Below are 26,827 nucleotides of genomic sequence, written 5' to 3' on the forward strand. Positions count from 1 at the left end.
CCCGCACATGATGGGCCGCACGATCTTCATCGACCCGGGCCGCTGCATCGGCTGCCAGGCATGCGTCTCGGCCTGCCGCGAATGCGACTCCCACCGCGGCAAGTCGATGATCCACCTCGACTACCCCGACGAGGGGCACTCCGTCGCCTCCCTCCCCACCGTCTGCATGCACTGCGAGGACCCCGTCGCCCCCTGCGCCGAGGTCTGCCCCGCCGACGCGATCCTCGTGACCGCCGACGGCGTCGTGCAGCAGGCCGACACCACCCGCTGCATCGGCTGCGCCAACTGCGTCAACGCCTGCCCCTTCGGCGTCCCCAAGATCGACCTCCAGGCGAAGCTCCAGATGAAGTGCAACCTCTGCTACGACCGCACCGCCTACGGCCTCGCCCCCATGTGCGCGACCGTCTGCCCGACCGGCGCCCTCTTCTACGGCACCCTCGACGAGCTCCGGGCCGAACGCCCCGGCGTCCAGGTCGCCGACTCCTTCACCTTCGGCTCCACCACCGTCTCCACCGGCGTGGCGATGGTCGTCCCCGCCGACAAGGTCCAGTGGCCGGTCCCCGGCGGGCTCCCCGTCGTCGAGATCAACGGAAAGGACGTCCGGTGAGCGTCACCGACCCACAGCCGCCCGCGCCGGACGCCCGCGACGCGGCACAGGAGGCCCTCCACGACCGGATCGCCGCCGACTCGCTGACCACCCGCCGCGACTACCTGCGGATCGTCGCCACCGTCTCCGGCGGGCTGGCCGTCGGCGGCGTCGCCGTCGCCTCCGGCATCCTGCACCGGCACGGCGACAGCGAGGACGCCCCCGAGCCCCAGCGGATCGCCGACCGGATCGAGCGGGGCGAGTCGCTCGCCTTCCGCTACCCCGGGGCCGAGGACCGGGCGATCGCCCTCCGCATGGAGGACGGCACCCTGGCCGGCTACTCCGCCGTCTGCACCCACCTCGCCTGCGCCGTCCTGTGGCGCAAGGACCGGGGGACCGAGGGCGAGCTGTACTGCCCCTGCCACGAGGGGATCTTCGACGCCCGCACGGGAGAGGTCACCGCGGGTCCGCCGCCGCGGGGCCTGCCCAAGGTGCTGCTCGTCGAGCAGCTCGACGGCAGCGTCTGGGCGGTCGGGACGGCCCGCTCGGGCGAGAGCGCGATCGAGGGCTTCTGCCGCCAGAACGGCCAGGACCGGCCGGGCTGCCCCGGCTTCGGCTCGGGCGCCCCGGGCCGCAAGGCGGCGGAGAGGAGTGAGCGGACATGAGCGACGGCACGTTCCCCCAGGACCCGGAGGCCCCCCGGCCGCCGGCCGGCCCCGCCGGGGACCCGGACCCCGAGCCCCGGCGGCCTCCCGCCTACACCCCGGGCAGCGCGCAGCCCCGGCTGAACCGGCCGGTGCGCGAGCGCTATCCCCAGATCCGCCCCACCAGCGGCTACGGCGACCCCCGGATCCGGCACACCGGGCCGGGGCCGGGCGCGGGCGCGGAGCAGGAGCCGGAGCGCTCCTCGAAGCTGTCCGCGCGTCTGGCGCTGGCGCTCACGGTCGTCATCGGCCAGCTCTGGGGCCTGACGATCGTGGTGGACGAGTGGATGACCGGCGACACCGGCACCGCCTGGTGGGGTGCGGGCTTCCTCGTCCTGTCGTTCCTGGTGGTGCTGGGGCTCTGGGCGCTCGACCCGAAGGACCGCTGAGTCCGGCGGGGAGCGGACGGGGGCGGGGCGGGGGAGCGGGCGTACCCTGAAGGCATGAGCACCGCCCCTGCCCACGGACCGCGAGACGCGAAGCGGCCCGGCACGCCGTCCGGCCCCACGGACAGGCCCAAGCCGGTGATCGTCTTCGACGATCCGCTGGACCGGCAGTCCGCGGACGACACGGACCGCGGGTGGGGCGAGCGGCCTCCCTCCGGCGGCGACAGCGCCGCCGACCTCGCGCGCTTCCTGGACGAGAAGCCGCCGCACCACCTCTGAGCCCCGCGCGCGACGCGGGTCAGGAGGTGGGGTGCGTCCCCGAACCGCCACCCGCGCCCGGTGCGGCGCCCGTGCCCGTGCCCGTCGAGGGGCCGCGCTGGGCGACGAGGGCGTCCCGGATCTCCTTGAGGACCTCCAGCTCGCTGATCTCCATGGTCTCCGCGACGCCCTCCTTCGCCTTGTCGTGCGCGGCGCGCTTGGCGAGGATCTTGGCCATCGGAAGGACCATCAGGAAGTAGACGACGGCCGCGGTGATCAGGAAGCTCAGCACCGCGCTGAGGACCAGACCCCACTGGATCTGGATGCCCTGCATCTCGCCGTCGACCAGCTTGCAGGGGTCCTTGAGGCAGGACGAGTAGCTCTCCAGGTCCTTGGTGCCGAAGGCGCCGACGACCGGGTTGATGATTCCCTTGACCACCGAGTTCACGATGTTGGTGAACGCGGCACCGATGACGACCGCGACCGCCAGGTCGATCACGTTGCCCCGCATCAAGAAGGCCTTGAAGCCTCCCAGCAAGCTTTCCTTCTTCTCGGCCACCGAGGTGCCTTTCGTCGGGTGCGGTCCTGCGTGCGCAGTCATTAGGCCGTGAACGGAGCGGGGCCGTCCAATCCGTACACACGGGACGGTGACTTGACAGGCATTCCGTGCGATTCAGCACCAGGTCACCGCCAGCCGGGAGCTCGCGCCGGCACCTGCCAGCGCGGTCGCCGTCGGCCGCGACACGGACAGGACGACGAGCGCCCCTCCGTCCGCACGAGTCCCGCCCGGAAGCGGAACCTCGGCCACCCGTACGCCCATTGCGACCACGCGCGCCGCGCCGGTCTCGCCCAGGGCCCCGTCGGGGGCGGCGATCACGTCGACCCGGTCACCGGGCCGTAGCAGCCGCACGGTGTCCGCGTCGGCGATCCGGACCGGTGCGGACACCAGCGCCGCGGGTCCGGGCGGCCGCGCCCGGGCGACGGCGGGCCCGCCCGTGTCCCCGGCGGCGAATCCGGCCGCGGGGGATCCCGCGGAGGATCCGGCCCGGGCGCCCGCCGCCGCTCCGACTGCGGACGTGCCGGGGACGGGACCCGGCGCCGGACCGCCGACGGAGCCGGTGCCGCTCGCGACGGCCGCCGCGGCCGCCGCCAGGGCGAGCAGGAGCGCCGGCGCGAGCCGTCCGCGCCGCAGCGCCCGCCGCAGCCGGTGCCGGGCGCCTCGGATCCGGAGCGGCTCGAAGGGCGGAACCGCGCGGGGCGCGGGAACGGAGGGGAGGGTGGTCGTCATGCGGGGCACCGCCTGTCCTGCCGGGAGCGTGAGGAGCGTCGTCCCGGCCCACTCTCCCGTCCCCGCCCGCGCCCCGCTCCGGCCTGGGGACCGCCCCTCGCCTGTGGACGACCGCGTCACTCCGCCGGGGGGTTCACGGCAGGGTGATCCCCAGGTCCCAGCCGTCGTGGGCACGGGTGCACAGACAGTCGCGGTCGAGCGTGGCGGGCAGCGCGGCCACCGCGTCGAAGAGCACCTCGCGCAGCCGTCCCACGTTCTCGCCGAAGACCCGCAGCACCTCCGTGTGGGAGACGCCCTCGCCGGTCTCGGCGCCCGCGTCGAGGTCGGTGACGAGCGCGAGGGAGGTGTAGCAGAGGCCGAGCTCGCGGGCGAGGACGGCCTCGGGGTGGCCGGTCATGCCGACGACGGACCAGCCGGCGGCTGCGTGCCAGCGCGACTCGGCGCGGGTGGAGAAGCGCGGTCCCTCGATCACGACCATCGTGCCGCCGTCGACCGGTTCCCAGCCGCGCCCCCGGGCCGCCTTGACCGCGACGCGACGCCCGTCGGGGCAGTACGGGTCGGCGAAGGTCACGTGGACGACGCGGGGCACGGCGCCGTCGGCCCGCCGCTCGCCGTCGAAGTAGGTCTGCGCCCGGCTCAGCGTGCGGTCGACGAGCTGGTCCGGCACGACGAGGGTGCCCGGTCCGTGCTCCTCGCGCAGTCCGCCGACCGCACAGGGCCCCAGGACCTGCCGGACGCCGAGGGAGCGGAGCGCCCAGAGGTTGGCGCGGTAGTTGACCCGGTGCGGCGGGACCGTGTGGGCGCGGCCGTGCCGGGGGAGGAAGGCGATCGGCCGGCCGGCGACCGTGCCGAGGAAGAGGGAGTCGCTGGGGCTGCCGTAGGGGGTGTCGACGGACACCTCCGTGACGTCCTCCAGGAAGGAGTAGAAGCCGGAGCCGCCGATCACGCCGATCTCCGCGTACGCGTCATGGGTCGCCATGGCCGTCACCCTATGCGCGGGCCCTGGAGATGCCGAGGGGCCCCGTCGCACGCGGCGACGGGGCCCCTCGGGGGATCGGTCTCAGGCGGCCGAGCTTCCGGTGCCCGACGAGGACGTCGAGGAGGCGGAAGAGGACGACGACGAGGTCGACGCGGCCGGCTTGGCGTCCGACGTCGTGGACGACGAGGACGAGGTCGACGGGGTCGAGGACTTCGACGCGGCCGGCGAGCTGCTGGACGACGAGCCGCGGCTGTCGTTCCGGTAGAAGCCGGAGCCCTTGAAGACGATGCCGACGGCCGAGAACACCTTCTTCAGGCGTCCCTTGCAGCTGGGGCACTCGGTCAGGGCGTCATCGGTGAACTTCTGCACCGCCTCGAGGCCTTCGCCGCACTCGGTGCACTGGTACTGGTAGGTCGGCACTGTGACTTCCTCCTGGCACTCACACTCATCGAGTGCTAACGACGATCCATACTGACGTATTCCGTGGGTTCAGTCCACCGCCACCGGCACGCGGTGACCGATGCCACGCGCGGCGACCCGGCTCGACTCGCGCGGCGTCAGTCGCGACCGGAGGGCCAGGAGCGTGGTCAGGGCGAGCGCCGTGCCCGCCATCGGCACCAGGAAACCGCTGCTCGCGCCCTGCGCGTCGGCGAGGCGGCCGGCGACCGTGACGGCGGCGGCCTGGCCGAGCGCGACGGCGCCGGTGAGCCAGGTGAACGCCTCGGTGCGGGCGGAGGCCGGGATCAGGGTCTCGACGATCGTGTAGCCGGTGATGAGGGCGGGGGCGATGCAGAGGCCCACGACCAGGCCCAGGGCGCCGAGGAGCAGCACGGAGTGCGCGGTCCACAGCAGGGAGGCGGCGGCGGTGAGCCCGGCGTAGCCGAGGATCAGCCGGCGGCGGGGGCCGGACTTCCAGGCGACGGCGCCCATGGCGATGCCCGCGAGCATGTTGCCGGCGGCGAAGACGCCGTAGAGCAGGCCGTTGGCGCCGGGGTTGCCGATCTCCTCGGTGAAGGCCGTGAGGGAGACCTGCATGCCGCCGAAGACGGAGCCGATGCCGAGGAAGGCGACGATCAGGACGCGGACGCCGGGGACGGACAGCGCGGAGCGGTGGGGCTCGGCGGAGGTGGCCGCGGCGTGGCCGTAGGCGGGCTGGGTGGCGCGCTGGGCGGCGAAGAACAGGCCGCCGACGAGGGTGAGGGCGGCCTCGGCGATCAGGCCGGCGGCCGGGTGGATGCCGGTGCACAGCGCGGTGGCGAGGACGGGGCCGACGACGAAGGTGAACTCGTCGGTGACCGACTCGAAGGCCGCGGCGGTCGGCATCAGCGGGGTGCCGTCGAGCTTGGCGGCCCAGCGGGCCCGGACCATCGGGCCGACCTGCGGCACCGAGGCGCCGGCGGGGACGGCGGCCAGGAACAGCGCCCAGAGCGGGGCGCCGCCGAGGGCGAGCACCACGAGCAGGGAGACCGACGCGGTGTGGACGAGGACGCCGGGGACCAGGACGGCGCGCTGGCCGAAGCGGTCGGCGAGCTTGCCGCTCTGCGGAGCGAAGAGCGCCATGGAGACGCCGGTGACGGCGGCGACCGCGCCGGCGCTGCCGAACGAGCCGGTGGTGTGCTGGACGAGCAGGACGATGCCGATGGTCAGCATCGCGAAGGGCTGCCGGGCGGCGAACCCGGGAAGCAGGAAGGACAGCGCGCCGGGGGTGCGCAGCAGCTGCCCGTAACCCGGACGCTTGTCCGAGATGACCGTGGACGCCACGGTCCTGGCCTTTCTGCCGCCTGGTAGCGCGCTCCCGCACGGTGGTGCGGGTGTCGCCGAGAGCTGTCCTCATGCGCGTTACTGCGGTAGATACCGGGCCGGCCCCACTGCGGAGGGGCGCCACGGCCGCCATACGGTCGCGCCAGCTCTGCGTCAGGCAGAGTTGGTTCGATCAGGTGTGCCTTCATGGTACAGGGAGGAGCGTCCTCCCGCCTGGGAAAACGCTCCTGCCCCTCAATTAATGCCTCGGATTAACCGGATGTTCTCCGATGGTGCTCGCCCGGACGGTGGAAGCGCGGAGCGGTGCCGACGGGGGCCGAGGCGGCCGTCGCGCCCCCGGTCCCGAGCCAGCCCGCGAGCTTGCCGCCCTGGCCGACCGCCCGCAGCCGGCGCTCGGTGGCGTCCCGCACCGGATCGGTGGCGACGACGAGGAGCTCGTCGTGGTGGCGCAGCACGGTCGCCGGGCCGGGGACGAAGCTCGCCCCGTCCCGGACGACGAGGGTGACGGCCGCTCCGGCCGGCAGGCGCAGCTCGGCGACCTCGACGCCGTGCATCCGGGAGTGCTCCGGGATGGCGACGGAGAGCAGGTGGCCGCGGAGCCGTTCCAGGGGGGCGGACTCGACGCCGAGGTCGGCCGCCTCCCCGGAGGCGCCGAGCTTCAGCGCCTTCGCCAGCCAGGGCAGGGTCGGCCCCTGGACGAGGGTGTAGACGACGACCAGGACGAAGACGATGTTGAAGATCCGCTCGCTGCCCTCGATGCCGGAGACCATCGGGATGGTGGCCAGGATGATGGGGACGGCGCCGCGCAGGCCGGCCCAGGACATCAGGGCCTGCTCCTGCCAGGGGATCCGGAAGGGCAGCAGGCTGACCAGGACCTCCATGGGCCGCGCGACCACCGTCAGGACGAGGCCGATGACGACGGCGGGCCAGAAGTCGTGGACGAGCTCGTGCGGGGTGACGAGCAGGCCGAGCAGGACGAACATGCCGATCTGCGCGATCCAGCCGAGCCCCTCGGCGAAGCCGCGGTTCGCGGGCGCGTGCGGCAGCTTGGCGTTGCCGAGGACCATCGAGGCCAGGTAGACGGCGAGGAAGCCCGAGCCGTGGGCCATGGCGCCGGCGGCGTAGGCGACCACCGCGATGGCCATGACGGCGATCGGGTAGAGGCCGGAGGCGGGCAGGGCGACGTGCCGCAGGCCGTAGGCGCCGACGAAGCCGACGGCGAGACCGACGGCGACGCCGATGGCGAGTTCGAGGGCGATCTCGCCGACGAGCACGTACCAGTGGTCGACGGGGCCCGCGGTGGAGAAGGCGACGACGAGGATGACGACGGGGGCGTCGTTGAATCCGGACTCGGCCTCCAGGACGCCGGTGACCCGGGAGGGCAGCGGCACCTTGCGCAGGACGGAGAAGACGGCCGCCGCGTCGGTGGAGGAGACGACGGCGCCGATGATCAGGGCCTGCCGCCAGTCGAGGCCGACGAGGTAGTGCGCGCCGGCGGCGGTGACGCCGACGCTGACCGCGACGCCGACGGTGGAGAGGACGACAGCGGCGGGGAGCGCCGGTCTGATCTCCTTCCACTTCGTGCCGAGGCCGCCCTCGGCGAGGATCACGACGAGGGCCGCGTAGCCGATGACCTGGGTCAGCTCGGCGTTGTCGAAGGCGACGTTGCCGATGCCGTCCTGGCCTATGGCGACGCCGATGCCCAGGTACAGCAGCAGGCTGGGGAGGCCGCTCCGGGAGGAGATCCGGACGGCCGCGACCGCGATCAGCAACACGAGCGAGCAGATCAGCAGGAGTTCGTTGAGCTGGTGGACAGTCAGTGGCCGTTCCTTCCCCTCGTGTGCAGCTGGATCGTTCCTCCAGCGGACGACACTTCGTTACCTTACCTAATCTTTAACGTTTTCTTGACGCCGTCTTTGCGCCTCCTCGCTCATCAGTACGGTTCTCTTCCTGACACCGCGTCCAGGCCGCCCGGACGCTGCGCCTAAGGTGGCTCCCGTACTCCAGGATCACCCTGCCCCTCGAAGGACAGCGATGCCCTCCAACACGACCGCGCCCCCTGCCAAGAAGAAAGGGCGGCGCGCCCGCCTGCTCCTGCTCGTCCTGGTCCTCGCACTGGTGGCCGGTGTCGGGTTCGGCGGGTACTGGGGTGTCAGCACCGTCCGGGCCTCGTTCCCGCAGACCACCGGAGAGATCCGGCTCGACAAGCTCTCGGGCCAGGTCGAGGTCAAGCGCGACGCCAACGGCGTCCCGCAGATCTACGCGGACAACGAGACGGACCTCTTCCGCGCCCAGGGCTACGTCCAGGCGCAGGACCGGTTCTACGAGATGGACGTCCGCCGGCACGTGACGGCCGGCCGGCTCTCCGAGATGTTCGGCGAGAGCCAGGTCGACACCGACGCCTTCCTGCGCACGCTCGGCTGGCGCCGGGTCGCGCAGCAGGAGTACGACTCCGTCCTGTCGCCGGAGACGAAGAAGTACCTCCAGGCGTACGCGGAGGGGGTCAACGCCTACCTGAAGGACCGCGACCCCGCCGACGTCTCGGTCGAGTACGCCGCCCTGGCCCTGACCAACGACTACGCGATCGAGCCCTGGACCCCGGTCGACTCGGTGGCCTGGCTCAAGGCGATGGCCTGGGACCTGCGCGGCAACATGCAGGACGAGATCGACCGCTCCCTGCTGACCAGCCGGCTGAGCGCGGCGCAGATCAAGCAGCTGTACCCGGCGTACCCGTACGCGCTCCACCAGCCGATCGTGGGCCAGGGCGCCGTCGACGAGTCCACCGGGAAGTTCGACCCGAAGGCCGAGGCAGGCGAGGGCGACGGGGCGACCACCGGGGACACCCCGGGCAGCGGTCCCGGCGGCTCCGGCGCGCAGTCCCAGCTCGGGGCGCTCTCCGAGGTCCTCGACACGATCCCCGCACTGCTCGGTCCCAACGGCAACGGCATCGGCTCGAACTCCTGGGTCGTCTCGGGGAACCTCACGACCTCCGGCAAGCCGCTGCTCGCCAACGACCCGCACCTCGCGCCCCAGCTGCCGTCCCTCTGGTACCAGATGGGCCTGCACTGCCGCTCGGTCTCGGCGACCTGCCGCTACGACGTCGCCGGCTACACCTTCTCCGGCATGCCCGGTGTGATCATCGGACACAACGACAAGATCGCCTGGGGTCTCACCAACCTCGGCGCCGACGTCACCGACCTCTACCTGGAGCGCGTCGGCCCCGACGGCTACCTCGTCGACGGCAAGGTCAAGCCCTTCAGCAGCCGCGAGGAGGTCATCAAGGTCGCGGGCGGCGAGGACCGCACGATCACCGTCCGCTCCACCGACCACGGCCCGCTCGTCTCCGACCGCTCCACCGAGCTGGAGAAGGTCGGCCGCCAGGCCCCCGTCGGCAACTCCGCCCCCGACCGCGGCACCGGCTACGGCGTCTCCCTCCAGTGGACCGCCCTCCAGCCGGGCAGGTCGATGGACGCGATCTTCGCCATCGACCGCGCGAAGGACTTCGCCACCTTCCGGGCGGCCGCGAAGAACTTCGAGGTCCCGTCCCAGAACCTGATCTACGCCGACACCGCGGGCAACATCGGCTACCAGTCCCCGGGCAAGATCCCGCAGCGCACCAAGGGCGACGGCACCCTGCCGGCCCCCGGCTGGGACTCCTCCTACCGGTGGAAGGGCTACATCCCCTTCGACCAGCTGCCCTACGAGTACAACCCGAAGCGCGGCTACATCGTCACCGCCAACCAGGCCGTGATCGAGGAGAAGACCTACCCCGACCTGCTCACCAAGGACTGGGGCTACGGCTCGCGCAGCCAGCGGATCAACGACCTCATCGAGTCGAAGACCCGGGACGGCGGCAAGATCTCGCCGGACGACATGCGGACCATGCAGACGGACAACCGCAGCGAGATCGCCACGCTGCTCAACCCGCTGCTGCTGAAGATCGACATCTCCGACCCCTCCGTCCGCGAGGCGCAGAAGCTCCTGGAGGGCTGGGACTACACCCAGGAGCCCGACTCGGCCGCCGCCGCCTACTTCAACGCGGTCTGGCGCAACGTCCTCAAGCTCGCCTTCGGCAACAAGCTCCCCAAGGAGCTGCGCGCCGAGGACGACTGCATCAACGTCCGTCCGGTCGACTCCACCGGACCGGTCGACGAGCAGAACAAGCTCGTGCGGGAGTGCGGCCAGCGCGACGCCGACTCGGCGCAGCCCGACGGCGGCGACCGCTGGTACGAGGTGGTCCGCCCGCTCCTCAAGCAGGAGAAGAGCGAGTGGTGGAAGACCCCGGGCGACCGGACGAACCAGCCCACCGCCAACCGCGACCAGCTGCTCGCCCAGGCCATGAAGGACGCGCGCTGGGAGCTGACGGCCAAGCTCGGCAAGGACGTCACCACCTGGAGCTGGGGCCGGCTGCACCAGCTGACCCTGAAGAACCAGACCCTCGGCACCGCCGGCCCCGGCGTCGTGCAGCAGCTGCTCAACCGCGGTCCGTGGAACCTGGGCGGCGGCGAGGCGGCGGTCGACGCCACCGGCTGGAACGCGGCCGGCGGCTACGAGGTCATCTGGGTGCCGTCGATGCGGATGGTCGTCAACGTCGGCGACTGGGACAAGTCCCGGTGGATCAACCTGACCGGCGCCTCCGGTCACGCCTTCCACTCGAACTACACCGACCAGACGGACGCCTGGGCCAGGGGCGAGCTCCTGGACTGGGCCTACGGCGCCGCGGCGGTCACCGCGGCGACGAAGGACACGCTGGTCCTCAAGCCCTGATCAGGGGCGGAACCGGGTGACCCCGGCCGGGGTCACCACGGCGTGCACGGGGTGGTCGTGCGGTTCCTCCGGGACCCGGGCGACCACCTCGTCCGCGTAGAGGAGGACCACCAGGGCGGGGTCGCGGCCGGCCCGCGCCAGCCGGGCGAGCACCCGGTCGTAGGAGCCGCCGCCCCGGCCGAGCCGCATGCCCCGCCCGTCGACGGCGAGGCCGGGCAGCAGGACCGCGTCGGCGGTGCGGACCGCCTCGGGGCCCAGCCGCGGTCCGACCGGTTCGAGGAGCCCGCGGCCGGCCTTCGCGAGCCGCCCGGGCCCCTCGTACGCGGCCCAGTCGAGGTCGTTGTCGGGGAGCAGGACGGGCAGCAGGACCCGGACCCCGCGCGCGTGGAGGGCGTCGAGCAGCGCGCGCGTGCCCGGCTCGCGGCCCACCGACACGTACGCGGCGACGGTGCCGGCCTCCGCGAGCTCGGGGAGCTCCACGCCGTGGCGGGCGAGGGATTCGGCGGTGTCCGTGAGGGAATCAGCGCTCAGGGCGGCGCGCGCCGCCAGAAGTCGCTTGCGGAGCACGGCTTTTTCGGACGGGTCGGGTGTCATGTCGGCCTCATGTGAATGCACGAATGTCTTGTAATTGTCTTTATGTGAAGGAAGTTAACCGAAGCCACATCTTCCTCTCATTCCGAACGACTAAGGTGCACCGCATGAATCAGTCGCTCCCCAGGCTCGGCCGGATCAGCAAGGCTGTCATCCCGGCCGCGGGCCTCGGCACCCGCTTCCTCCCGGCGACCAAGGCGACGCCCAAGGAGATGCTGCCGGTCGTCGACAAGCCGGCGATCCAGTACGTCGTCGAGGAGGCCGTCGCGGCCGGTCTCTCCGACGTCCTGATGATCACCGGCCGGAACAAGCGTCCCCTGGAGGACCACTTCGACCGGAACTACGAGCTGGAGGAGGCCCTGAGCCGGAAGGGCGACGCCGAACGCCTCTCCAAGGTCCAGGAGTCCAGCGACCTCGCCACCATGCACTACGTGCGCCAGGGCGCCCCGCGCGGCCTCGGCCACGCCGTCCTGTGCGCCGCCCCGCACGTCGGCGACCAGCCCTTCGCGGTCCTCCTCGGCGACGACCTGATCGACCCGCGCGACCCGCTGCTCGCGCGCATGGTCGAGATCCAGGAGCGCGAGGGCGGCAGCGTGATCGCCCTCATGGAGGTCGACCCCGCGCAGATCCACCTCTACGGCTGCGCCGCCGTCGAGGCGACCGTCGACGGCGACGTCGTGCGCGTGACGGACCTCGTCGAGAAGCCGGAGCCCGCGGAGGCCCCCAGCAACTACGCCGTCATCGGCCGCTACGTCCTGGACCCGGCCGTCTTCGAGACCCTGCGGGAGACCGAGCCGGGCCGGGGCGGCGAGATCCAGCTGACCGACGCCCTGCAGAAGCTCGCCGCCGACGAGAAGATCGGCGGCCCGGTGCACGGCGTCGTCTTCAAGGGGCGCCGTTATGACACCGGCGACCGCGGTGACTATCTGCGTGCCATTGTCAGACTCGCGTGCGAGCGTGAAGATCTGGGACCGGACTTCCGGGCCTGGCTCCGGAGATACGTCAGCGAGGAGATGTAGCACCTTGAGCAGCAGCACGGCACCGTCGCCGTCCCCCGACGACAGCGGCCACGACCACGGGGCGGGCTCCGCGGACCCCTGCGCGGGCCCGGCCCGCGGCCTGTGGTCGGTGGACGAGCACCTGGCCGACATCCTCGCGACCGTCGGCCCGCTCGAACCCATCGAGCTGCAGCTCCTCGACGCCCAGGGCTGCGTCCTCGTCGAGGACGTGACGGTGCCGGTCGCGCTGCCCCCCTTCGACAACAGCTCCATGGACGGGTACGCGGTCCGGGTCGCCGACGTCTCCGGGGCCACCGGGGAGTTCCCCGCCGTCCTCACGGTCGTCGGGGACGTCGCCGCAGGCGACGGCGGACCGCCCACCGTCGGCCCGGGCGAGGCCGCCCGCATCATGACCGGCGCCCCGCTCCCGCCCGGCGCCGAGGCCGTCGTCCCCGTGGAGTGGACCGACGGCGGCACCGGCGGGGGCGCGGCCACCGGCATGCGCGCCGCGAGCACCGCCCCGGAGGGCGCCGCGGGCGAGGTCCGCGTGCACCGCTCCGCCGAGGCCGGGGCCCACGTCCGCAGGGCCGGCAGCGACGTCCGGGCCGGCGAGCTCGCCCTGGCGGCGGGCACCGTCCTGGGACCCCCGCAGATCGGCCTGCTCGCGGCGATCGGCCGGGGCACCGTGCGGGTGCGCCCCCGCCCGCGGGTGGTGGTCATGTCCACCGGCAGCGAGCTGGTCCAGCCCGGCGAGGCGCTCGGCGAGGGCCAGATCCACGACTCCAACAGCTTCGCCCTCGCCGCGGCCGCCCGGGACGCCGGAGCGCTCGCCTACCGGGTGGGCGCCGTCGCCGACGACGCCGAGTCGCTGCGCGCCACCATCGAGGACCAGCTCATCCGCGCCGACCTCATCGTGACCACGGGCGGGGTCAGCGTGGGGGCGTACGACGTGGTGAAGGAGGCGCTGACCGCCGACGGCCAGGTCGACTTCCGCAAGCTGGCCATGCAGCCCGGCAAGCCGCAGGGCTTCGGCGCGATCGGCGCCGAGCAGATCCCGCTGCTCGCCCTGCCGGGCAACCCGGTCTCCTCGTACGTCTCCTTCGAGCTGTTCGTCCGGCCCGCGATCCGCGCGCTGATGGGCGTCGAGGACCTGCACCGGCCGCGCGTCCAGGCCGTCCTGGCCGCCGACGGGGCGCTGTCCTCGCCGCCCGGCCGCCGCCAGTTCCTGCGCGGCACCTACGACGCGGAGGCCGGCACCGTCACTCCCGTGGGCGGCGCCGGATCCCATCTGATCGCGGCCCTCGCGCACGCGGACTGCCTGCTCGTCGTCCCGGAGGAGGCCGAGGGCGTGGAGCCGGGCAGCACCCTGGAAGTGGTCCTCCTCCGCTGAGGGGGCGAGGGTGGGGGTACGGTGTCGTCCCCATACAGCGACCGGGAGTGTCACGGCCATGAGCACGCAGCAAGGTCTCACCCACATCGACGAGGCGGGTGCGGCCCGCATGGTCGACGTCTCCGCGAAGGACGTCACGTCCCGCACGGCGCGGGCCAGCGGGCGGGTCCTCGTCTCGCCGCGCGTGGTCGAGCTGCTGCGCGGCGAGGGCGTCCCGAAGGGCGACGCCCTGGCCACCGCGCGGATCGCCGGGATCATGGGCGCCAAGAAGACCCCCGACCTCATCCCGCTCTGCCACCCGCTGGCGCTCTCCGGCGTCACCCTGGACCTGGCGGTCACGGACGAGGCGGTCGAGATCCTGGCGACGGTCAGGACGACGGACCGCACGGGCGTGGAGATGGAGGCCCTGACGGCGGTCTCGGTGGCCGCCCTGACGGTCGTCGACATGGTGAAGGCGGTCGACAAGGGCGCGGTCATCTCCGACGTACGGGTGGAGGAGAAGACGGGCGGCAAGTCGGGCCACTGGACGCGGAGCACCTCGTGACGCGCGAGGTCCGGGGGGCGGGCACCGGCGGGCACGAGGGGCAGGCCGGCCCGGGGCGGGAGGCCCCGGCGCTCGGCGGTGCCCTGACCGGTCCGTACGCGGCCCTCGTGGTCACCGCCTCCAACCGGGCGTCCGCCGGGGTCTACGAGGACCGGGGAGGCCCGCTGATCGCCGAGGGCCTGACCGCCATGGGCTTCGCCGTCGACGGCCCGCAGGTCGTCCCGGACGGGGCTCCGGTGGAGGCCGCCCTGCGGGCGGCGGTGGCCGCGGGGTACGACGTGGTGGTCACCACCGGCGGCACGGGCATCTCGCCCACCGACGAGACGCCCGAGGTCACCCGCCGGCTCCTCGACCGCGAGATCCCGGGCATCCCGGAGGCGATCCGCGCCCACGGCCGGGAGAAGGTCCCGACGGCGGCGCTCTCGCGGGGCCTGGCCGGCGTCGCGGGCGGCACGCTGATCGTGAACCTGCCCGGGTCCCCGGGCGGGGTGCGGGACGGTCTGGCCGTCCTGGAGCCGCTGCTCCGGCACGCCGTCGACCAGATCCGCGGCGGCGACCACCCGAGACCGTCGTGATCCCGGCCTGGCCGGTGGCCCTCGTGGACGGGGACGTCGCGCTCCGGCCGATAAGAATGCGCGACCAGGGCGCCTGGCGCGAGGTCAACCGGCGCAACCGCGAGTGGCTGCGGCCCTGGGAGGCGACGGTCCCCCCGGCGCCGCCCGGCGGGCCGGTCGCGCAGCGGCCGACCTACCGTCAGATGGTGCGCCATCTGCGGTCGGAGGCGAACGCGGGCCGGATGCTGCCGTTCGTGATCGAGTACCGGGGGCGGCTCGTCGGGCAGTTGACGGTCGCCGGGATCACCTGGGGCTCGATGTGCTCGGGCCACGTGGGGTACTGGGTGGACAGCGAGGTCGCCGGACGCGGGGTGATGCCGACGGCGGTCGCGCTCGCCGTCGACCACTGCTTCCGCGCGGTCGGTCTGCACCGCATGGAGGTGTGCATCCGCCCGGAGAACGGGCCGTCGCGCCGGGTGGTGGAGAAACTCGGATTCCGCGAGGAGGGGCTGCGGCCGCGCTATCTCCATATCGACGGCGCCTGGCGCGACCATCTGGTTTTCGCCCTCACGGCGGAAGAGGTGCCGGAGGGGCTGTTGAGGCGCTGGCATCAGGCGAGAATGCGATAAGTGTTCGAATTTAATCGGCAGTTGGCACGCAAACGATCTGAACAATCACAAAAAAGTTCAGTGATATCAGCCAGATCGTGCGACACACCGGGCCAATTGGCCGATGGCCCCGCGCGAACCCCTCTACCGTGTGAGGCGTGAGCAGCAGCGGCCTCATCTACGCAGTCATCGTCGGGGCCTGGGCCGCCTACTTGGTGCCGATGTGGCTCCGCAGGCAGGACGAGCTGAACGAAGCCCGTCCGACGGAACGCTTCAGCACCGCCATCCGGCTGCTTTCCGGACGGGCGGGCATGGAGCGCCGGTACGCCAAGGAGCTCAAGGAGCGGGACCGTACGGCGGAGGACCCGACGCCCGACGTCGACCCGGACGCGGCGACCGAGCATCTCAGCTCGGTCGACGTCCGGGCCTTCTCCGCGCCCGCGGCCAGGACCGAGGCGCGCATGGAGCTCCCCGAGCCGGCCCCGGAGCCCGCTCCGGAACCGGCCCCCGCGCCGGCCGCGGGCCGCGCCGCCACCGGCGCCGCCGAGCGGGCCCGCCGGGGCAAGGTCCTCGCCCGGCGCCGGCGCACCACCACGCTCCTCTTCGCCGCCTTCACCCTCGGCGCGGTCGTCGCGGCCGTCGGCGGCGTCACCTTCCTGTGGGCGCCCGCGGTCCCCGCGCTGCTCCTGAGCGCGTACATCGTCCATCTGCGGGTCCAGGAGCGGCGGCGCTTCGTCTACGTGATGGACCGGCGGCGCGCCGAGGCCGCGGCCGCCCGGCTGCGCGAGAGCCGCCGTCCGGCCCCGACCCCGGAGCCCGTCCCCGACCCGGCGCCCTCCCCGCAGGAGGCCGACCGCCGCGCCCTCGTCGAGCAGACCGACCACGCCGAGTGGGTCGACCAGCAGCGCGAGCGCGGCCCGGCCCGCGGCGACAGCTGGGACCCGGTCCCGGTGCCGCTCCCCACCTACGTCACCGCCCCGGTGGCCCCTCGCGCCACCAGCGGCATCGACATCACCGACCCCGAGACGTGGAGCGCCGCCCGCTCCTCCACGGCGGCCGACCCCGCCCCGGTCTCGCCGGCGCCCCGCCGGCGCACCTCCGCGCCGCGCCGCCCCCGCGACCACGGCCGCACGCCCCTCTTCGACCAGTACGCCGACGAGGACGACCGCCCCCGGGCGGCCAACGAGTGACCCCGTCCGGGGGCCCGTGGCGGCCCCCGGCTGACCTGCGCGGGAACGGATTTTTGCCTGGGCCGGTCGGGATGCTAATGTTTCACACGTCGCAAGGGCCTGTGGCGCAGTCTGGTAGCGCACCTCGTTCGCATCGAGGGGGTCTGGGGTTCAAATCCCCACAGGTCCACAGACAGACGGGAATCCCGTCCGATCGAAAGATCGGGCGGGATTTCCGCTTTTCCGGGGGAGGTTGCGCCGGAAAGCCCGCACGCGGACGCGTACGGGCCGTCGGGGGCGCGGCTCAGTGCAGGGGCTTCGCGTAGCAGCGGCTGTTGGGGTATTCGCGGTAGTGGCCGAACTTGGGGCAGGCCGTGTATCCGCTGGAGAGGTAGAGCGCGATGGCCTCGGGCTGGGCGGTGCCGGTCTCCAGGACCATGCGGGTGCGGCCGGCGGCGCGGGCGTCGTCCTCCAGGGCGGCGAGGATGCGGCGGGCGAGGCCGATGCCGCGGGCCTCGGGGACGACGTACATCCGCTTGAGTTCGGCGTCGCCGTCGGAGTACCCCTCGGGGTTGGTGTCCTGGGTGCGCCAGCCGCCGGTGGCGACGGGGGTGCCGTCCTCGTCGTAGGCGACGAGGTAGAGGCCGTGGGGCGGGCGGAACATCCCGGCGTGCAGCGGTGTGACGTCGCCCTCGTCGCCGTAGCGGACGGCGTACTCCGCCTGCACGGCGTCCTCGAGTTTGACGGCGTCCGGGTGGTCATAGGGCACGGGCTGGATGTTCATGCGAAGCATCGTACATGTATGCAGATGGCAGGTGTCGGTATTCTCCCGGGATGCTCACTGTCACGACCGCGAATGTCAATGGCCTCCGTGCCGCCGCCAAGAAGGGCTTCGTCGAGTGGCTGGCCGGCACCTCGGCCGACGCCCTCTGCCTCCAGGAGGTGCGCGCCGAGGAGGCGCAGCTGCCCGCCGGGGTGCGGGCCCCCGAGGGATGGTTCGCCGTCCACGCGCCGGCCGCCGCCAAGGGGCGCGCCGGGGTCTCCCTCTACACGCGGCGCGAGCCGGACCGGGTGCGGATCGGCTTCGGGTCGGCCGAGTTCGACGGCAGCGGCCGGTACGTCGAGGCGGACCTGCCCGGCGTGACCGTGGCCAGCCTCTACCTGCCCTCCGGCGAGGTCGGCACCGAGCGCCAGGACGAGAAGTACCGGTTCATGGGCGAGTTCCTGCCCTACCTCAAGGAGCTCAGGGCGCGCTCCGCCGCCGACGGCCGCGAGGTCGTCGTCTGCGGCGACTGGAACATCGCCCACCGCGAGGCCGACCTCAAGAACTGGAAGTCCAATAAGAAGAACGCCGGCTTCCTGCCCGAGGAGCGGGAGTGGCTCGGCCGGGTCCTGGAGGAGGGCGAGGGCGGATACGTCGACGTCGTCCGCGCCCTGCACCCCGAGCAGGAGGGGCCCTACTCCTGGTGGTCCTACCGGGGCCGCGCCTTCGACAACGACAGCGGCTGGCGCATCGACTACCAGATCGCCACGCCCGGACTCGCCGCCAAGGCCGTGAAGGCCTACGTCGAGCGCGCGGCGACCCACGCCGAACGCTGGAGCGACCACGCGCCCGTGACCGCGGTCTACGACCTCTGACCCCCTCCCCGCGCGACGCGGTGGCCGCGGGCGGTCAGGGCAGGTCGCGCAGGTGGCGGTCGAGGGCCATCGAGAGCTCCGCCTCGACCACGCTCTTGGCGAGGGGGCGCAGCCGCCGCACGTCCTCCTCGCCCGCGTGCGTCCGGAGCAGTTCGGTGAAGAGCCGGGCGAGCGCGTCGGCGTGCTCGCGGACGCGGGCGCCGGCCTTGAGGACCTCGGCGAGGGGTACGCCCTCCCGGACGAGGGCGGCGGAGACGTCCAGGAGGCGGCGGCTGATGTGGACGATCTCCTCGCCGTCGGTGACGAGGTAGCCGAGGTCGAGTGCGGCGGCGAGGTTCTCGGGGGTGACCTCGCCGGCGAAGTGGTCGGCGAGCTCCTCGGGCGTGAGGCGGACCGGTTCCTCCTCGCTGGGCGCGCCGAGGGCGAGGACCTCGCGGACGTTGCGGCCGCTCTCGAACGCGGTGGTGAGGTCGGCGATGCCGTTGAGGGTGTGGCCGCGCTCCAGGAGGGCGGCGATGGTCCGCAGCCGGGCCAGGTGCTGTTCGTCGTACCAGGCGATCCGGCCCTCGCGGCGGGGCGGCGGGATCAGGCCGCGTTCGCGGTAGAAACGCAGGGTGCGCACGGTGATGCCGGCGGCGCTCGCCAGTTCCGCCATGCGGTATTCGCGTGCGCCGGTCTGCGCGCTGTCGGGTCCCGATCCTTCTGCCACGTCGGCCAGCCTATGTTGTACCGCCGGTAACTTTCCCTCGCCGTACCCCTACCGCTCGGTAGGGAGCTGCTCTACAGTCCCGACTGTGCCAGTGAATGCTGGCGTAATCAGCCGGCGCGCGGGAGGCGGCATGGCGAAGCACGAGCACGTACGGGTGGCGGTGATCGGATCGGGGTTCGGCGGCCTGGGCGCCGCCGTCCGGCTGCGCCGCGAGGGCATCACCGACTTCGTGGTCCTGGAGCGGGCCGACTCCGTGGGCGGCACCTGGCGGGACAACAGCTACCCCGGCTGCGCCTGCGACGTCCCGTCCCACCTCTACTCCTTCTCCTTCGCGCCCAACCCCGACTGGCCCCGCACCTTCTCCGGCCAGCGGCACATCCGCGCGTACCTGGAGCACGTCACCGACACCTTCGGCATCCGCCCCCACCTGCGCCTGAACCACGAGGTGCGGCGGATGGAGTGGGACGCCGAGGCGCTGCGCTGGGAGATCGAGACCAGCGGCGGCGGCTTCAGCGCCGACGTGGTCGTCTCCGCGACCGGCCCGCTGTCCGACCCCAAGGTCCCCGACGTCCCGGGGCTCGCCGACTTCCCCGGCAAGGTCTTCCACTCCGCCCGCTGGGACCACGACTACGACCTCACGGGCAAGCGCGTCGCCATGATCGGCACCGGCGCCTCCGCCATCCAGATCGTGCCCGCGATCCAGCCGCAGGTCGGCCGGCTCACCCTCTTCCAGCGCACGCCCCCCTGGGTCATGCGCCGCATGGACCGGGCCATCACCGGACCGGAGCGCTGGCTCCACCGCGCGCTCCCCGTCACCGGCACCCTCCGCCGCGGCCTGCTCTGGGGCATCCGCGAACTCCAGGTCGGCGCCTTCACCAAGCACCCGGGCGAGCTCGGGATCGTCGAGAAGCTCGCCAGGGCCAACATCGCCAAGGCCGTCAAGGACCCGGTGCTGCGGGCCAAGCTGACCCCCTCGTACCGCATCGGCTGCAAGCGGATCCTGCTCTCCAACACGTACTACCCGGCGGTCGCCCAGCCCAACGTCGACGTCGTCGCCGCCGGACTGCGCGAGGTCCGCGGCTCCACCCTCGTCGGCGCGGACGGCACCGAGACCGAGGTCGACGCGATCGTCTTCGGCACCGGCTTCCACGTCACCGACATGCCGATCGCCGAGCGGGTCGTCGGCGCCGAAGGCAAGACCCTCGCCGAGAGCTGGAAGGGCGGCATGGAGGCGCTGCGCGGCGCCACCGCCGTCGGCTTCCCCAACTTCATGACGGTCATCGGCCCCAACACGGGCCTCGGGAACTCCTCGATGATCCTCATGATCGAGTCCCAGCTGAACTACATGGCCGACTATTTGCGCCAGCTCGACGTGCTCGGCGGCCGCGCCGCCCTCGCCGCCCGGCCCTCCGCCGTGGGCGCCTGGAACCGCAAGGTGCAGACCCGGATGGAGCGCACGGTCTGGAAGTCCGGCGGCTGCGAGAGCTGGTACCTCGACGCCAACGGCCGCAACACCACCCTGTGGCCGGGCACCACCGGCGAGTTCCGCCGCGAGACCCGGCAGGTCGACCTCTCCGAGTACGAGGTGATCCGCGCCCCCCGCACGGCGCCCGCCGCCGAGGCCCGCCGCGACCGCACGAAGGAGACCTCCCGGTGAGCCGCCACCTGACCCCGCTGCCCGGGGCCCGCGCCCTCACCGCCGTCTCCGCCGACGGCGCCCGGATCCACGTCGAGGTCCACGGCCCCGAGGGCGCGCCCGCCGTCGTCCTCGCCCACGGCTGGACCTGCTCGATCGGCTTCTGGGCCGAGCAGATCCGGGCCCTCGCCGCCGACCACCGGGTCATCGCCTACGACCAGCGCGGCCACGGCCGCTCCCCGGCACCCGAGGCGACCGGCGGCGCGGGCTACTCCACGACGGCGCTCGCCGACGACCTGGAGGCGGTGCTGGCCGCCACCCTCGGCCCCGGCGAACGGGCCGTCCTCGTGGGCCACTCCATGGGCGGCATGACGATCATGGCCGCGGCCGGACGCCCCGGCCTGCGGCAGCACGCCGCCGCGGTCCTGCTCTGCTCCACCGGCGCCTCGCGCCTGACCGACGAGGCCACCGTCGTACCGCTGGCGCCGGGCCGGCTGCGCAGCCGGCTGACCGCCGCCGTCCTCGGCGCGAAGGCGCCGCTGGGCCCGGTCAACGCCGTGTCGAAGAAGGTCCTCCGGTACGCGACGATGGGACCGGGCTCGGCTCCGGACCGCGTCGAGACCTGCGCCCGGATCGTGCACGCCTGCCCGCGCGGCGCCCGCTACGGCTGGTCGCAGGTGCTGGCCGGACTCGACCTGGAGGCGGGGCTGCGGGAGCTGCGGGTGCCGACGGCCGTGCTGGTCGGCACCGCCGACCGGCTCACGCCGCCCGTCCACTCCGAGGTGCTGGCGGACGCGCTGCCGCACTGCACCGGAGTCGTCCGGCTGGCCGGCATGGGCCACATGACCCCGGTGGAGGCCCCCGAGGCCGTCACCGGACAGATCCGCGAACTGACCCTCACGTACCTGGGCGTGAAGTCCGGTGAGCGGGAGAAGGAGAGGGAACAGGCATGAGCAGGGTGAGCCTGGAAGGACAGGTGGCGGTCGTCACCGGAGGAGCCCGCGGCGTCGGTGAACTCCTCGCCCGCAAGCTCTCCGCGCGCGGGGCGAAGATCGCGCTCGTCGGTCTGGAGCCGGAGCTGCTGAAGGAGGTCGCCGGGCGGCTGCACACCGAGGCCGACTGGTGGCACGCCGACGTCACCGACCACGAGGCGATGGCGAAGGTCGCCGCCGAGGTCAAGGAGCGGTTCGGGAAGGTCGACATCGTCGTCGCCAACGCCGGTGTCGCGGCGGGCGGTCCGTTCGTCGACTCCGACCCGGTGGCCTGGCGGCGGGTCATCGAGGTCAACCTGATCGGCGGCGCCGTGACGGGCCGGGCGTTCCTGCCCGTCCTCATGGAGTCCCGGGGGTACTTCCTCCAGATCGCCTCGCTGGCCGCGATCACCCCGGCCCCGATGATGACGGCGTACTGCGCCTCCAAGTCGGGCGTCGAGGCCTTCGCGCACAGCCTGCGCGCCGAGGTCGCCTACAAGGGCGTGAAGGTCGGCGTCGGCTACCTCTCCTGGACCGACACCGACATGGTGCGGGGCGCGGACCAGGACGACGTGATGAAGGAGCTGCGGCAGCGGCTGCCGTGGCCGTCCAACCGCACCTATCCGCTCGGCCCGGCCGTCGACCGGATCGTGGCGGGCATCGAGCGGCGCTCGGCCCACGTGTACGCGCAGTGGTGGCTCCGCGGGATGCAGTCGGTCCGCGGCTACCTGCCCGGCATGATCGCGACCGTCGGGCAGCGGGAGATGCGGCGCTTCGAGCCGCGGCTCGCCACCGTCTCCAAGGGGCTCGTCGGCGCGGGCGGAGCGGCCGACGAACAGGAGCGCACCGAGCGGGCCTGACGCCCGCCGGGGCGCCCCGGCCGCGGCCCCTACGGACCGTGACTGATCGAAATGCGTGGAATGTCCGCCCGTGCAAGGCTGGTCGAGGCCCAGGGGGCCCCGCCCCCTCCCCTTCACAGCCTTCTAGGAGTGACTTTCCATGGGCATGCAGGACCAGTTCAAGGACAAGGCGGAGCAGCTCAAGCAGCAGGCCAAGCAGGCCGCGGGCAAGGCGAGGGACGAGGCGTCCGAACGCGCTTCCCAGGGCCGTGGCCGCTCCGAGGCGGAGACCGACCGGGCCCGCCAGGAGGCCCAGGACCGCGTGGACCGCGGCCGCGACGCCTGACGGCCGCCAGGCCGGTCCTCGACGGAGGCGCACCCGGGGCACCGGGTGCGCCTTCGCGCGTGCCGCCCCGCTCGGGGCCCGCTCGCGTCCCGGTCGCGCGGCGCGTCATGGCGCGTAACTCCCGCGCGTCGCGGCCCGGATCTTCGTACCGTGAGCGCCATGGCCGTACTTGAGCGACTCCGACCCGACCACGCTCCCGCCCTGCTCGCGTTCGAGCGGGAGAACCGGGGGTACTTCGCCGCGTCCGTCCCCGACCGGGGGGACGCGTACTTCGCCGACTTCGAGGGCCGGCACCGGGCCCTGCTCGACGAACAGGAGGCCGGCACGATCCACTTCCACGTGCTCGTGGGGGACGACGGGGAGGTCCTCGGCCGGTTCAACCTGGTGGACGTGGACGCCGAGGGCGGCGCCGAACTCGGCTACCGGGTGGCCGAGAAGGCGGCCGGCCGCGGCGTCGCCACGGCCGGGGTGCGGGAGGTGTGCCGACTGGCCCGCGAGGAGTACGGACTGAGCCGGCTGACCGCCGTCACGACCCTCGACAACACCGGGTCGAGGGCCGTGCTCGGGCGGGTCGGCTTCGGCGCCGTCGGCAGCGTCACCCTCGGCGGGCGCGCCGGCGCCTCCTACGAACTGGACCTCGCGGCCGCCGCCTGAGCGGTCAGGCCGGGCGGGGAGGCAGCTTCGGACGGGACCGGTCGGGCAGCCCTTCGTAGCCCGGGGGGCTCGCGGCGGGGGTCGCGACGAGCAGGGAGAGGGCCAGGTCGACGGCGTCGTCGAGCTGCGCGTGGCGCCCCTCGGCCCAGTCGAGGGGGGTGCGCAGGACCGCGAGGTCCGGTTCGACGCCGTGGTTCTCCAGGGACCAGCCGTACTCGGGGAACCAGGCGGCGTTCATCGGCACCGTGATCTGCGTGCCGTCGCCGAGCCGGTGGCGGCCGGTCATGCCCACCACCCCGCCCCAGGTGCGCTGTCCGACGACGGGACCGAGGCCGAGCAGCTTGAACGCGGCGGTGATCATGTCGCCGTCGGAGGACGTCGCCTCGTCGGCGAGGGCGACGACGGGGCCGCGCGGGGCGTTGGAGGCGTAACTGACGGGCTGGGCGTTGCGGGTGAGGTCCCAGCCGAGGATCCTGCGGGTCAGCTTCTCGATGACGAGTTCGCTGATGTTGCCGCCGGCGTTGCCGCGCACGTCGACGATGAGCGCGGGCCGGGAGACCTCCATCCGCAGGTCGCGGTTGAACTGGGCCCAGCCGGAGCCGCCCATGTCGGGGATGTGGAGGTAGCCGCAGCGGCCGCCGCTGAGCTCCCGGACCACCGCCCGGCGTTTGGCGACCCAGTCCTGGTAGCGCAGCGGGCGCTCGTCGACGAGCGGGACGACGGCGACGCGGCGGGCCCGGCCCCCGCCCTCGGCGGGGGTGAAGGTGAGCTCCACCGTGGTGCCGCCGGTGCCGGAGAGCAGCGGGTAGGGGCCGGCCACCGGGTCCACCGGCCGGCCGTCGACATGGGTGAGGACGGCGCCCTCGCGGATGCCGGTGCCGGCGAGCGGGGAACGGGCCTTGGAGTCGGAGGACTCGCCGGGCAGGATCCGCTTCACCGTCCAGCCCGCCTCCCGGGGCACGAGGTTGGCGCCGAGGAGACCCATCGGCCGCTGGTAGTGCGGCGGGCCCTCGTTGCGGCGGGCGGGGGTGACGTAGGCGTGGGAGGTGCCCAGTTCGCCGAGGACCTCGCGGAGCAGGTCGGCGAACTCGTCGGGGGAGGAGACCCGTTCGACCAGCGGCCGGTACTGGTCGAGGACGGCCGTCCAGTCGACGCCGCCCATGTCGGGCTCCCAGAAGTAGGCGCGGACGATCCGGCCGGCCTCGTCGAAGGCCTGCCGCCACTCCGCGCCGGGGACGATCTCGTGCAGGATGCGCCGCAGGTCCAGGTAGACGGTGGAGTCGCCGTCCCCGGACTCGGTGGCCGGCACGGCCCGCAGCTCACCCTCGTCGGCGACGACCAGCCGGGTGCCGTCGCCGCTGACCGCGAACCAGTCCAGGTCCTTGGCGAGTTCGGACTTGCGGGCCTTGGTGATGGTGAAGTGCTCCAGGGTCGGGCGGCCCGAGGTGTCGGCCGGGTTGGCGAAGGTCTCGCCGAGCGCGCCGGAGATGGGCCAGCGCAGCCAGACCAGACCGCCGCCGCTGACCGGGTGCAGCGCCGAGTACTTGGAGGCGGAGACCGGGAAGGGGGTGACCCGGTCGGGCAGGCCCTCGATCTCGACGGTGACCGTCCCGTCGCCGCTGTCCGTCTCGTCGTCGGCGGGGTCGAGGCCGCCGGCCGCCGGCCGCCCGTCGGGGAGCAGCGCGAAGGGGGAGGGCGTGGCGGAGGAGAGCGGGACGAGGTACGGGCGGCAGCCGAGCGGGAACGACAGGTCGCCGGTGTGCACGTCGTACACCGGGTCGAAGCCGCGCCAGGACAGGAACGCCAGATAGCGGCCGTCGCGGGTGAAGACCGGGTTCTCGTCCTCGAAGCGCCCGTTGGTGACGTCCACGACGGTCCGGGGCCCGGGTCCGGAGATGCGGGCCATCTTGATCGAGCGCAGGGAGCGGCCGATGCCGGGGTGGGACCAGGTGAGCCAGGCGCCGTCGGGGGAGAAGGCGAGGTCGCGGACGGGGCCGTTGAGGGACCGGATCAGCTCGGTGACCCGGCCGGGGCCGTCGCCCGGGGCGTCGGTCGCGGCCGTGGTCCCGGTGGTCCCCGCCTCCTCGTCCTCGCCGGCGCCCTCCGCCCCCTCGTCCCCGCCGCCGTCCTCGCCGGCGTCGAGCAGGAGGAGCCGTCCGTCGTGGGAGGCGACGGCGAGCCGCTCGCCGTCGGGGTCGGAGATCAGCTCCTCGACCCTGCCGAGGCCGCCCGAGGCGAGCCGGCGCGGCGGCCGGTCGCCGCTGGCGCGCGGCAGATAGGCGACCTCGACGGCGTCCTCGCCCTCGGCGTCGGTGACGTACGCGACCTGGCCGCCGCTGCCCAGCATCTCGGGGAGCCGGACGCGGACGCCCGGCTCGTCGATGATCGTGCGGGCGGGGCCGTCGCGGTGCGTCAGCCAGTACAGGCTGCCGCGCACGGAGACGGCGCTGGCGCGGCCGGTCTCGTCGACGGAGAGCGCGTCGATGTGGTGGGCGGCCGGCACCTGGTAGGCGCGCCGGCCGACGCGCTGGCCGCCGAGCCTGACCTCCAGGCGCCGCGGCCGGGAGTCGGGGGTGAGGGCGTCGACGATCCACAGTTCGCCCGCGCACTGGTAGACGACCCGGTGGCCGTCGCTGGAGGCGTGGCGGGCGTAGAAGGCGTCGTGGTCGGTGTGGCGGCGCAGGTCGGTGCCGTCGGGCAGGCAGGAGTAGAGGTTGCCGACGCCCTCGTGGTCGGAGAGGAAGGCGACCCGGCCGTCGACGGCCATGGGGCAGTCGAGGTGGCCGCCGAGGTCGGGCAGCAGCCGTTCGCCGTGCAGCCAGAGCCGTCCGGTGGCGCCGCCGCGGTACCGCTTCCAGGCGGCCGGTTCGTGCGGCGGTTTCCCGGTGAGCAGGAGGGTGCGGCGGTCGGTGCCCGGCTGCGCGCCGGGAGGGCCGAGGGCGGGGTCGTCGATGACGGTGATGTCGGAGACCGGTCCCCAGGGCATCCGGCCGCCGGGGGAGCCGTCGGTGGGGACGGTGTAGGCCCACGAGTAGTACGAGAACGGCTGCCCGTGCGACGAGACGGCGAGGATGTCGGACCGGCCGTCCCGGTCGGGGGGCGTCCAGCCGCAGACCCGGGTGTCGGTGGAGCCCCAGTGGGTCAGCCGGCGGGCGGGGCCGCCGTCGACGGGCACGAGGTGGATCTCGGGGTCGAGGCTGCGCCAGTTCGTGTACGCGATCCGGCGTCCGTCCGGCGAGAAGCGCGGGTGGCCGACCCGCGTCCGGTCGACGGTCAGGCGCCAGGCCCGGCCGGGGCGTCGGCCCTCGGCGACGAGCGGGGCGATCCAGAGGTCGTCCTCGGCGGCGAAGCACAGCAGATCGTCGTGGAGGTGCGGAAAACGGAGATACGCGACGTCGTCACTCACCTCCTCATGCTTTCCGCGGGGAGGGGGTCAGGCAACTCGTACGTT

Annotated in this window: 27 protein-coding genes and 1 tRNA gene; 18 read left to right on the plus strand and 10 right to left on the minus strand. The window is 73.4% G+C overall.

Going from position 1 to position 26,827, the window contains the following annotated elements; all coding sequences use genetic code 11:
* Positions 1 to 7 precede the first annotated feature (7 nt).
* From ACZ60W_RS17460 to ACZ60W_RS17475, 4 genes are read left to right on the plus strand one after another with little or no spacing between them, the layout of a single operon-like run.
* A complete protein-coding gene (locus ACZ60W_RS17460) occupies positions 8 to 607 on the plus strand; it encodes a 4Fe-4S dicluster domain-containing protein (RefSeq protein WP_469756193.1) in 600 nt (199 codons plus the stop codon).
* Positions 604 to 1,251 (plus strand): QcrA and Rieske domain-containing protein, encoded by a 648-nt coding sequence (locus ACZ60W_RS17465; RefSeq protein WP_469756194.1) that lies wholly within the window; start codon positions 604 to 606, stop codon positions 1,249 to 1,251. The genes ACZ60W_RS17460 and ACZ60W_RS17465 overlap by 4 nt, the downstream gene beginning before the upstream one ends.
* Positions 1,248 to 1,679, plus strand: a complete 432-nt coding sequence (locus ACZ60W_RS17470; RefSeq protein WP_469756195.1) for a hypothetical protein — start codon at positions 1,248 to 1,250, stop codon at positions 1,677 to 1,679. Before ACZ60W_RS17465 ends, ACZ60W_RS17470 begins: the two co-directional genes overlap by 4 nt.
* Before the next feature lie 54 nt (positions 1,680 to 1,733).
* Positions 1,734 to 1,955, plus strand: coding sequence for a hypothetical protein (locus tag ACZ60W_RS17475; protein ID WP_469756196.1), 222 nt, complete (start codon positions 1,734 to 1,736; stop codon positions 1,953 to 1,955).
* Between the two features lie 19 nt (positions 1,956 to 1,974).
* Here ACZ60W_RS17475 and mscL read toward each other — a convergent pair whose 3' ends face one another.
* The 6 genes from mscL to ACZ60W_RS17505 form a co-directional block, all read right to left on the minus strand.
* On the minus strand, positions 1,975 to 2,493 hold the full coding sequence (gene mscL / locus ACZ60W_RS17480) for a large conductance mechanosensitive channel protein MscL (RefSeq protein WP_469756197.1): 519 nt from the start codon (positions 2,491 to 2,493) through the stop codon (positions 1,975 to 1,977).
* A 114-nt stretch (positions 2,494 to 2,607) separates the two neighbouring features.
* On the minus strand, positions 2,608 to 3,222 hold the full coding sequence (locus tag ACZ60W_RS17485) for a hypothetical protein (RefSeq protein WP_469756198.1): 615 nt from the start codon (positions 3,220 to 3,222) through the stop codon (positions 2,608 to 2,610).
* Positions 3,223 to 3,355: 133 nt separating this feature from the next.
* Positions 3,356 to 4,201 (minus strand): S-methyl-5'-thioadenosine phosphorylase, encoded by an 846-nt coding sequence (locus tag ACZ60W_RS17490; RefSeq protein WP_469756199.1) that lies wholly within the window; start codon positions 4,199 to 4,201, stop codon positions 3,356 to 3,358.
* Between the two features lie 81 nt (positions 4,202 to 4,282).
* Positions 4,283 to 4,621: an FmdB family zinc ribbon protein gene (locus ACZ60W_RS17495; RefSeq protein WP_469756200.1), complete on the minus strand. Its 339-nt coding sequence runs from the start codon at positions 4,619 to 4,621 to the stop codon at positions 4,283 to 4,285.
* Positions 4,622 to 4,690: 69 nt separating this feature from the next.
* Positions 4,691 to 5,962, minus strand: coding sequence for an MFS transporter (locus tag ACZ60W_RS17500; protein WP_469756201.1), 1,272 nt, complete (start codon positions 5,960 to 5,962; stop codon positions 4,691 to 4,693).
* A gap of 251 nt (positions 5,963 to 6,213) precedes the next feature.
* A complete protein-coding gene (locus ACZ60W_RS17505; protein ID WP_469756202.1) occupies positions 6,214 to 7,737 on the minus strand; it encodes a potassium/proton antiporter in 1,524 nt (507 codons plus the stop codon).
* A 259-nt stretch (positions 7,738 to 7,996) separates the two neighbouring features.
* On the opposite strand from ACZ60W_RS17505, the gene ACZ60W_RS17510 reads away from it, so the two are divergent.
* Positions 7,997 to 10,729: a penicillin acylase family protein gene (locus ACZ60W_RS17510; protein ID WP_469756203.1), complete on the plus strand. Its 2,733-nt coding sequence runs from the start codon at positions 7,997 to 7,999 to the stop codon at positions 10,727 to 10,729.
* Here ACZ60W_RS17510 and ACZ60W_RS17515 read toward each other — a convergent pair whose 3' ends face one another.
* Positions 10,730 to 11,323: a 5-formyltetrahydrofolate cyclo-ligase gene (locus ACZ60W_RS17515; protein ID WP_469756204.1), complete on the minus strand. Its 594-nt coding sequence runs from the start codon at positions 11,321 to 11,323 to the stop codon at positions 10,730 to 10,732. It abuts the gene before it with no gap.
* Between the two features lie 104 nt (positions 11,324 to 11,427).
* Here ACZ60W_RS17515 and galU point away from each other — a divergent pair, with 104 nt between their 5' ends.
* The 7 genes from galU to ACZ60W_RS17550 all read left to right on the plus strand — a co-directional run bounded on the left by galU (position 11,428) and on the right by ACZ60W_RS17550 (position 16,773).
* Positions 11,428 to 12,339, plus strand: coding sequence for a UTP--glucose-1-phosphate uridylyltransferase GalU (gene galU, locus ACZ60W_RS17520; RefSeq protein WP_469756205.1), 912 nt, complete (start codon positions 11,428 to 11,430; stop codon positions 12,337 to 12,339).
* A gap of 4 nt (positions 12,340 to 12,343) precedes the next feature.
* On the plus strand, positions 12,344 to 13,708 hold the full coding sequence (gene glp / locus ACZ60W_RS17525; RefSeq protein WP_469756206.1) for a molybdotransferase-like divisome protein Glp: 1,365 nt from the start codon (positions 12,344 to 12,346) through the stop codon (positions 13,706 to 13,708).
* 58 nt (positions 13,709 to 13,766) lie between these two features.
* A complete protein-coding gene (moaC, locus tag ACZ60W_RS17530) occupies positions 13,767 to 14,252 on the plus strand; it encodes a cyclic pyranopterin monophosphate synthase MoaC (protein ID WP_366310049.1) in 486 nt (161 codons plus the stop codon).
* Entirely contained in the window at positions 14,249 to 14,827 is a 579-nt protein-coding gene (locus ACZ60W_RS17535; protein WP_469756207.1) for a MogA/MoaB family molybdenum cofactor biosynthesis protein, read from the plus strand. Before moaC ends, ACZ60W_RS17535 begins: the two co-directional genes overlap by 4 nt.
* A 14-nt stretch (positions 14,828 to 14,841) precedes the next feature.
* Positions 14,842 to 15,435 carry a GNAT family N-acetyltransferase gene (locus ACZ60W_RS17540; RefSeq protein WP_469756208.1) on the plus strand — a complete coding sequence of 198 codons (594 nt, stop codon included), beginning with the start codon at positions 14,842 to 14,844 and terminating at the stop codon, positions 15,433 to 15,435.
* Between the two features lie 137 nt (positions 15,436 to 15,572).
* Entirely contained in the window at positions 15,573 to 16,604 is a 1,032-nt protein-coding gene (gene sepX, locus ACZ60W_RS17545) for a divisome protein SepX/GlpR (protein ID WP_469756209.1), read from the plus strand.
* Between the two features lie 95 nt (positions 16,605 to 16,699).
* Positions 16,700 to 16,773: transfer RNA gene (locus tag ACZ60W_RS17550), tRNA-Ala, on the plus strand.
* 114 nt (positions 16,774 to 16,887) lie between these two features.
* On the opposite strand, the gene ACZ60W_RS17555 is transcribed toward ACZ60W_RS17550, so the two are convergent.
* On the minus strand, positions 16,888 to 17,367 hold the full coding sequence (locus tag ACZ60W_RS17555) for a GNAT family N-acetyltransferase (protein ID WP_469756210.1): 480 nt from the start codon (positions 17,365 to 17,367) through the stop codon (positions 16,888 to 16,890).
* Positions 17,368 to 17,417: 50 nt separating this feature from the next.
* Between ACZ60W_RS17555 and ACZ60W_RS17560 the strand changes: the two genes are divergently transcribed.
* Entirely contained in the window at positions 17,418 to 18,221 is an 804-nt protein-coding gene (locus tag ACZ60W_RS17560) for an exodeoxyribonuclease III (protein ID WP_469756211.1), read from the plus strand.
* A gap of 34 nt (positions 18,222 to 18,255) precedes the next feature.
* On the opposite strand, the gene ACZ60W_RS17565 is transcribed toward ACZ60W_RS17560, so the two are convergent.
* Positions 18,256 to 18,876: a MerR family transcriptional regulator gene (locus ACZ60W_RS17565; RefSeq protein WP_469756267.1), complete on the minus strand. Its 621-nt coding sequence runs from the start codon at positions 18,874 to 18,876 to the stop codon at positions 18,256 to 18,258.
* A gap of 184 nt (positions 18,877 to 19,060) precedes the next feature.
* On the opposite strand from ACZ60W_RS17565, the gene ACZ60W_RS17570 reads away from it, so the two are divergent.
* The 5 genes from ACZ60W_RS17570 (at position 19,061) to ACZ60W_RS17590 (ending at position 23,376) form a co-directional block, all read left to right on the plus strand.
* Positions 19,061 to 20,587, plus strand: a complete 1,527-nt coding sequence (locus tag ACZ60W_RS17570) for a flavin-containing monooxygenase (RefSeq protein WP_469756212.1) — start codon at positions 19,061 to 19,063, stop codon at positions 20,585 to 20,587.
* Positions 20,584 to 21,519: an alpha/beta fold hydrolase gene (locus ACZ60W_RS17575; protein ID WP_469756213.1), complete on the plus strand. Its 936-nt coding sequence runs from the start codon at positions 20,584 to 20,586 to the stop codon at positions 21,517 to 21,519. Before ACZ60W_RS17570 ends, ACZ60W_RS17575 begins: the two co-directional genes overlap by 4 nt.
* A complete protein-coding gene (locus ACZ60W_RS17580) occupies positions 21,516 to 22,397 on the plus strand; it encodes an SDR family oxidoreductase (RefSeq protein ID WP_469756214.1) in 882 nt (293 codons plus the stop codon). Before ACZ60W_RS17575 ends, ACZ60W_RS17580 begins: the two co-directional genes overlap by 4 nt.
* Positions 22,398 to 22,536: 139 nt before the next feature.
* A complete protein-coding gene (locus ACZ60W_RS17585; protein WP_469756215.1) occupies positions 22,537 to 22,722 on the plus strand; it encodes a hypothetical protein in 186 nt (61 codons plus the stop codon).
* A 159-nt stretch (positions 22,723 to 22,881) separates the two neighbouring features.
* Positions 22,882 to 23,376 (plus strand): GNAT family N-acetyltransferase, encoded by a 495-nt coding sequence (locus ACZ60W_RS17590; RefSeq protein WP_469756216.1) that lies wholly within the window; start codon positions 22,882 to 22,884, stop codon positions 23,374 to 23,376.
* Between the two features lie 4 nt (positions 23,377 to 23,380).
* Here ACZ60W_RS17590 and ACZ60W_RS17595 read toward each other — a convergent pair whose 3' ends face one another.
* Positions 23,381 to 26,782 (minus strand): S41 family peptidase, encoded by a 3,402-nt coding sequence (locus ACZ60W_RS17595; protein ID WP_469756217.1) that lies wholly within the window; start codon positions 26,780 to 26,782, stop codon positions 23,381 to 23,383.
* Positions 26,783 to 26,827 lie beyond the last annotated feature (45 nt).

The organism is Streptomyces sp. NPDC104202, from assembly GCF_055584185.1.

Bases quoted from the DNA above. Each gene is read 5' to 3' on its own strand.
- ACZ60W_RS17580 (WP_469756214.1), top strand. From the start codon at position 21,516: ATGAGCAGGGTGAGCCTGGAAGGACAGGTGGCGGTCGTCACCGGAGGA.
- ACZ60W_RS17560 (WP_469756211.1), top strand. From the start codon at position 17,418: ATGCTCACTGTCACGACCGCGAATGTCAATGGCCTCCGTGCCGCCGCC.
- ACZ60W_RS17555 (WP_469756210.1), bottom strand. From the start codon at position 17,367: ATGAACATCCAGCCCGTGCCCTATGACCACCCGGACGCCGTCAAACTC.
- ACZ60W_RS17565 (WP_469756267.1), bottom strand. From the start codon at position 18,876: ATGGCGGAACTGGCGAGCGCCGCCGGCATCACCGTGCGCACCCTGCGT.
- ACZ60W_RS17510 (WP_469756203.1), top strand. From the start codon at position 7,997: ATGCCCTCCAACACGACCGCGCCCCCTGCCAAGAAGAAAGGGCGGCGC.
- ACZ60W_RS17470 (WP_469756195.1), top strand. From the start codon at position 1,248: ATGAGCGACGGCACGTTCCCCCAGGACCCGGAGGCCCCCCGGCCGCCG.
- ACZ60W_RS17585 (WP_469756215.1), top strand. From the start codon at position 22,537: ATGGGCATGCAGGACCAGTTCAAGGACAAGGCGGAGCAGCTCAAGCAG.
- ACZ60W_RS17570 (WP_469756212.1), top strand. From the start codon at position 19,061: ATGGCGAAGCACGAGCACGTACGGGTGGCGGTGATCGGATCGGGGTTC.
- ACZ60W_RS17485 (WP_469756198.1), bottom strand. From the start codon at position 3,222: ATGACGACCACCCTCCCCTCCGTTCCCGCGCCCCGCGCGGTTCCGCCC.
- ACZ60W_RS17475 (WP_469756196.1), top strand. From the start codon at position 1,734: ATGAGCACCGCCCCTGCCCACGGACCGCGAGACGCGAAGCGGCCCGGC.
- ACZ60W_RS17490 (WP_469756199.1), bottom strand. From the start codon at position 4,201: ATGGCGACCCATGACGCGTACGCGGAGATCGGCGTGATCGGCGGCTCC.
- moaC (WP_366310049.1), top strand. From the start codon at position 13,767: ATGAGCACGCAGCAAGGTCTCACCCACATCGACGAGGCGGGTGCGGCC.
- ACZ60W_RS17460 (WP_469756193.1), top strand. From the start codon at position 8: ATGATGGGCCGCACGATCTTCATCGACCCGGGCCGCTGCATCGGCTGC.
- galU (WP_469756205.1), top strand. From the start codon at position 11,428: ATGAATCAGTCGCTCCCCAGGCTCGGCCGGATCAGCAAGGCTGTCATC.
- ACZ60W_RS17590 (WP_469756216.1), top strand. From the start codon at position 22,882: ATGGCCGTACTTGAGCGACTCCGACCCGACCACGCTCCCGCCCTGCTC.
- ACZ60W_RS17515 (WP_469756204.1), bottom strand. From the start codon at position 11,323: ATGACACCCGACCCGTCCGAAAAAGCCGTGCTCCGCAAGCGACTTCTG.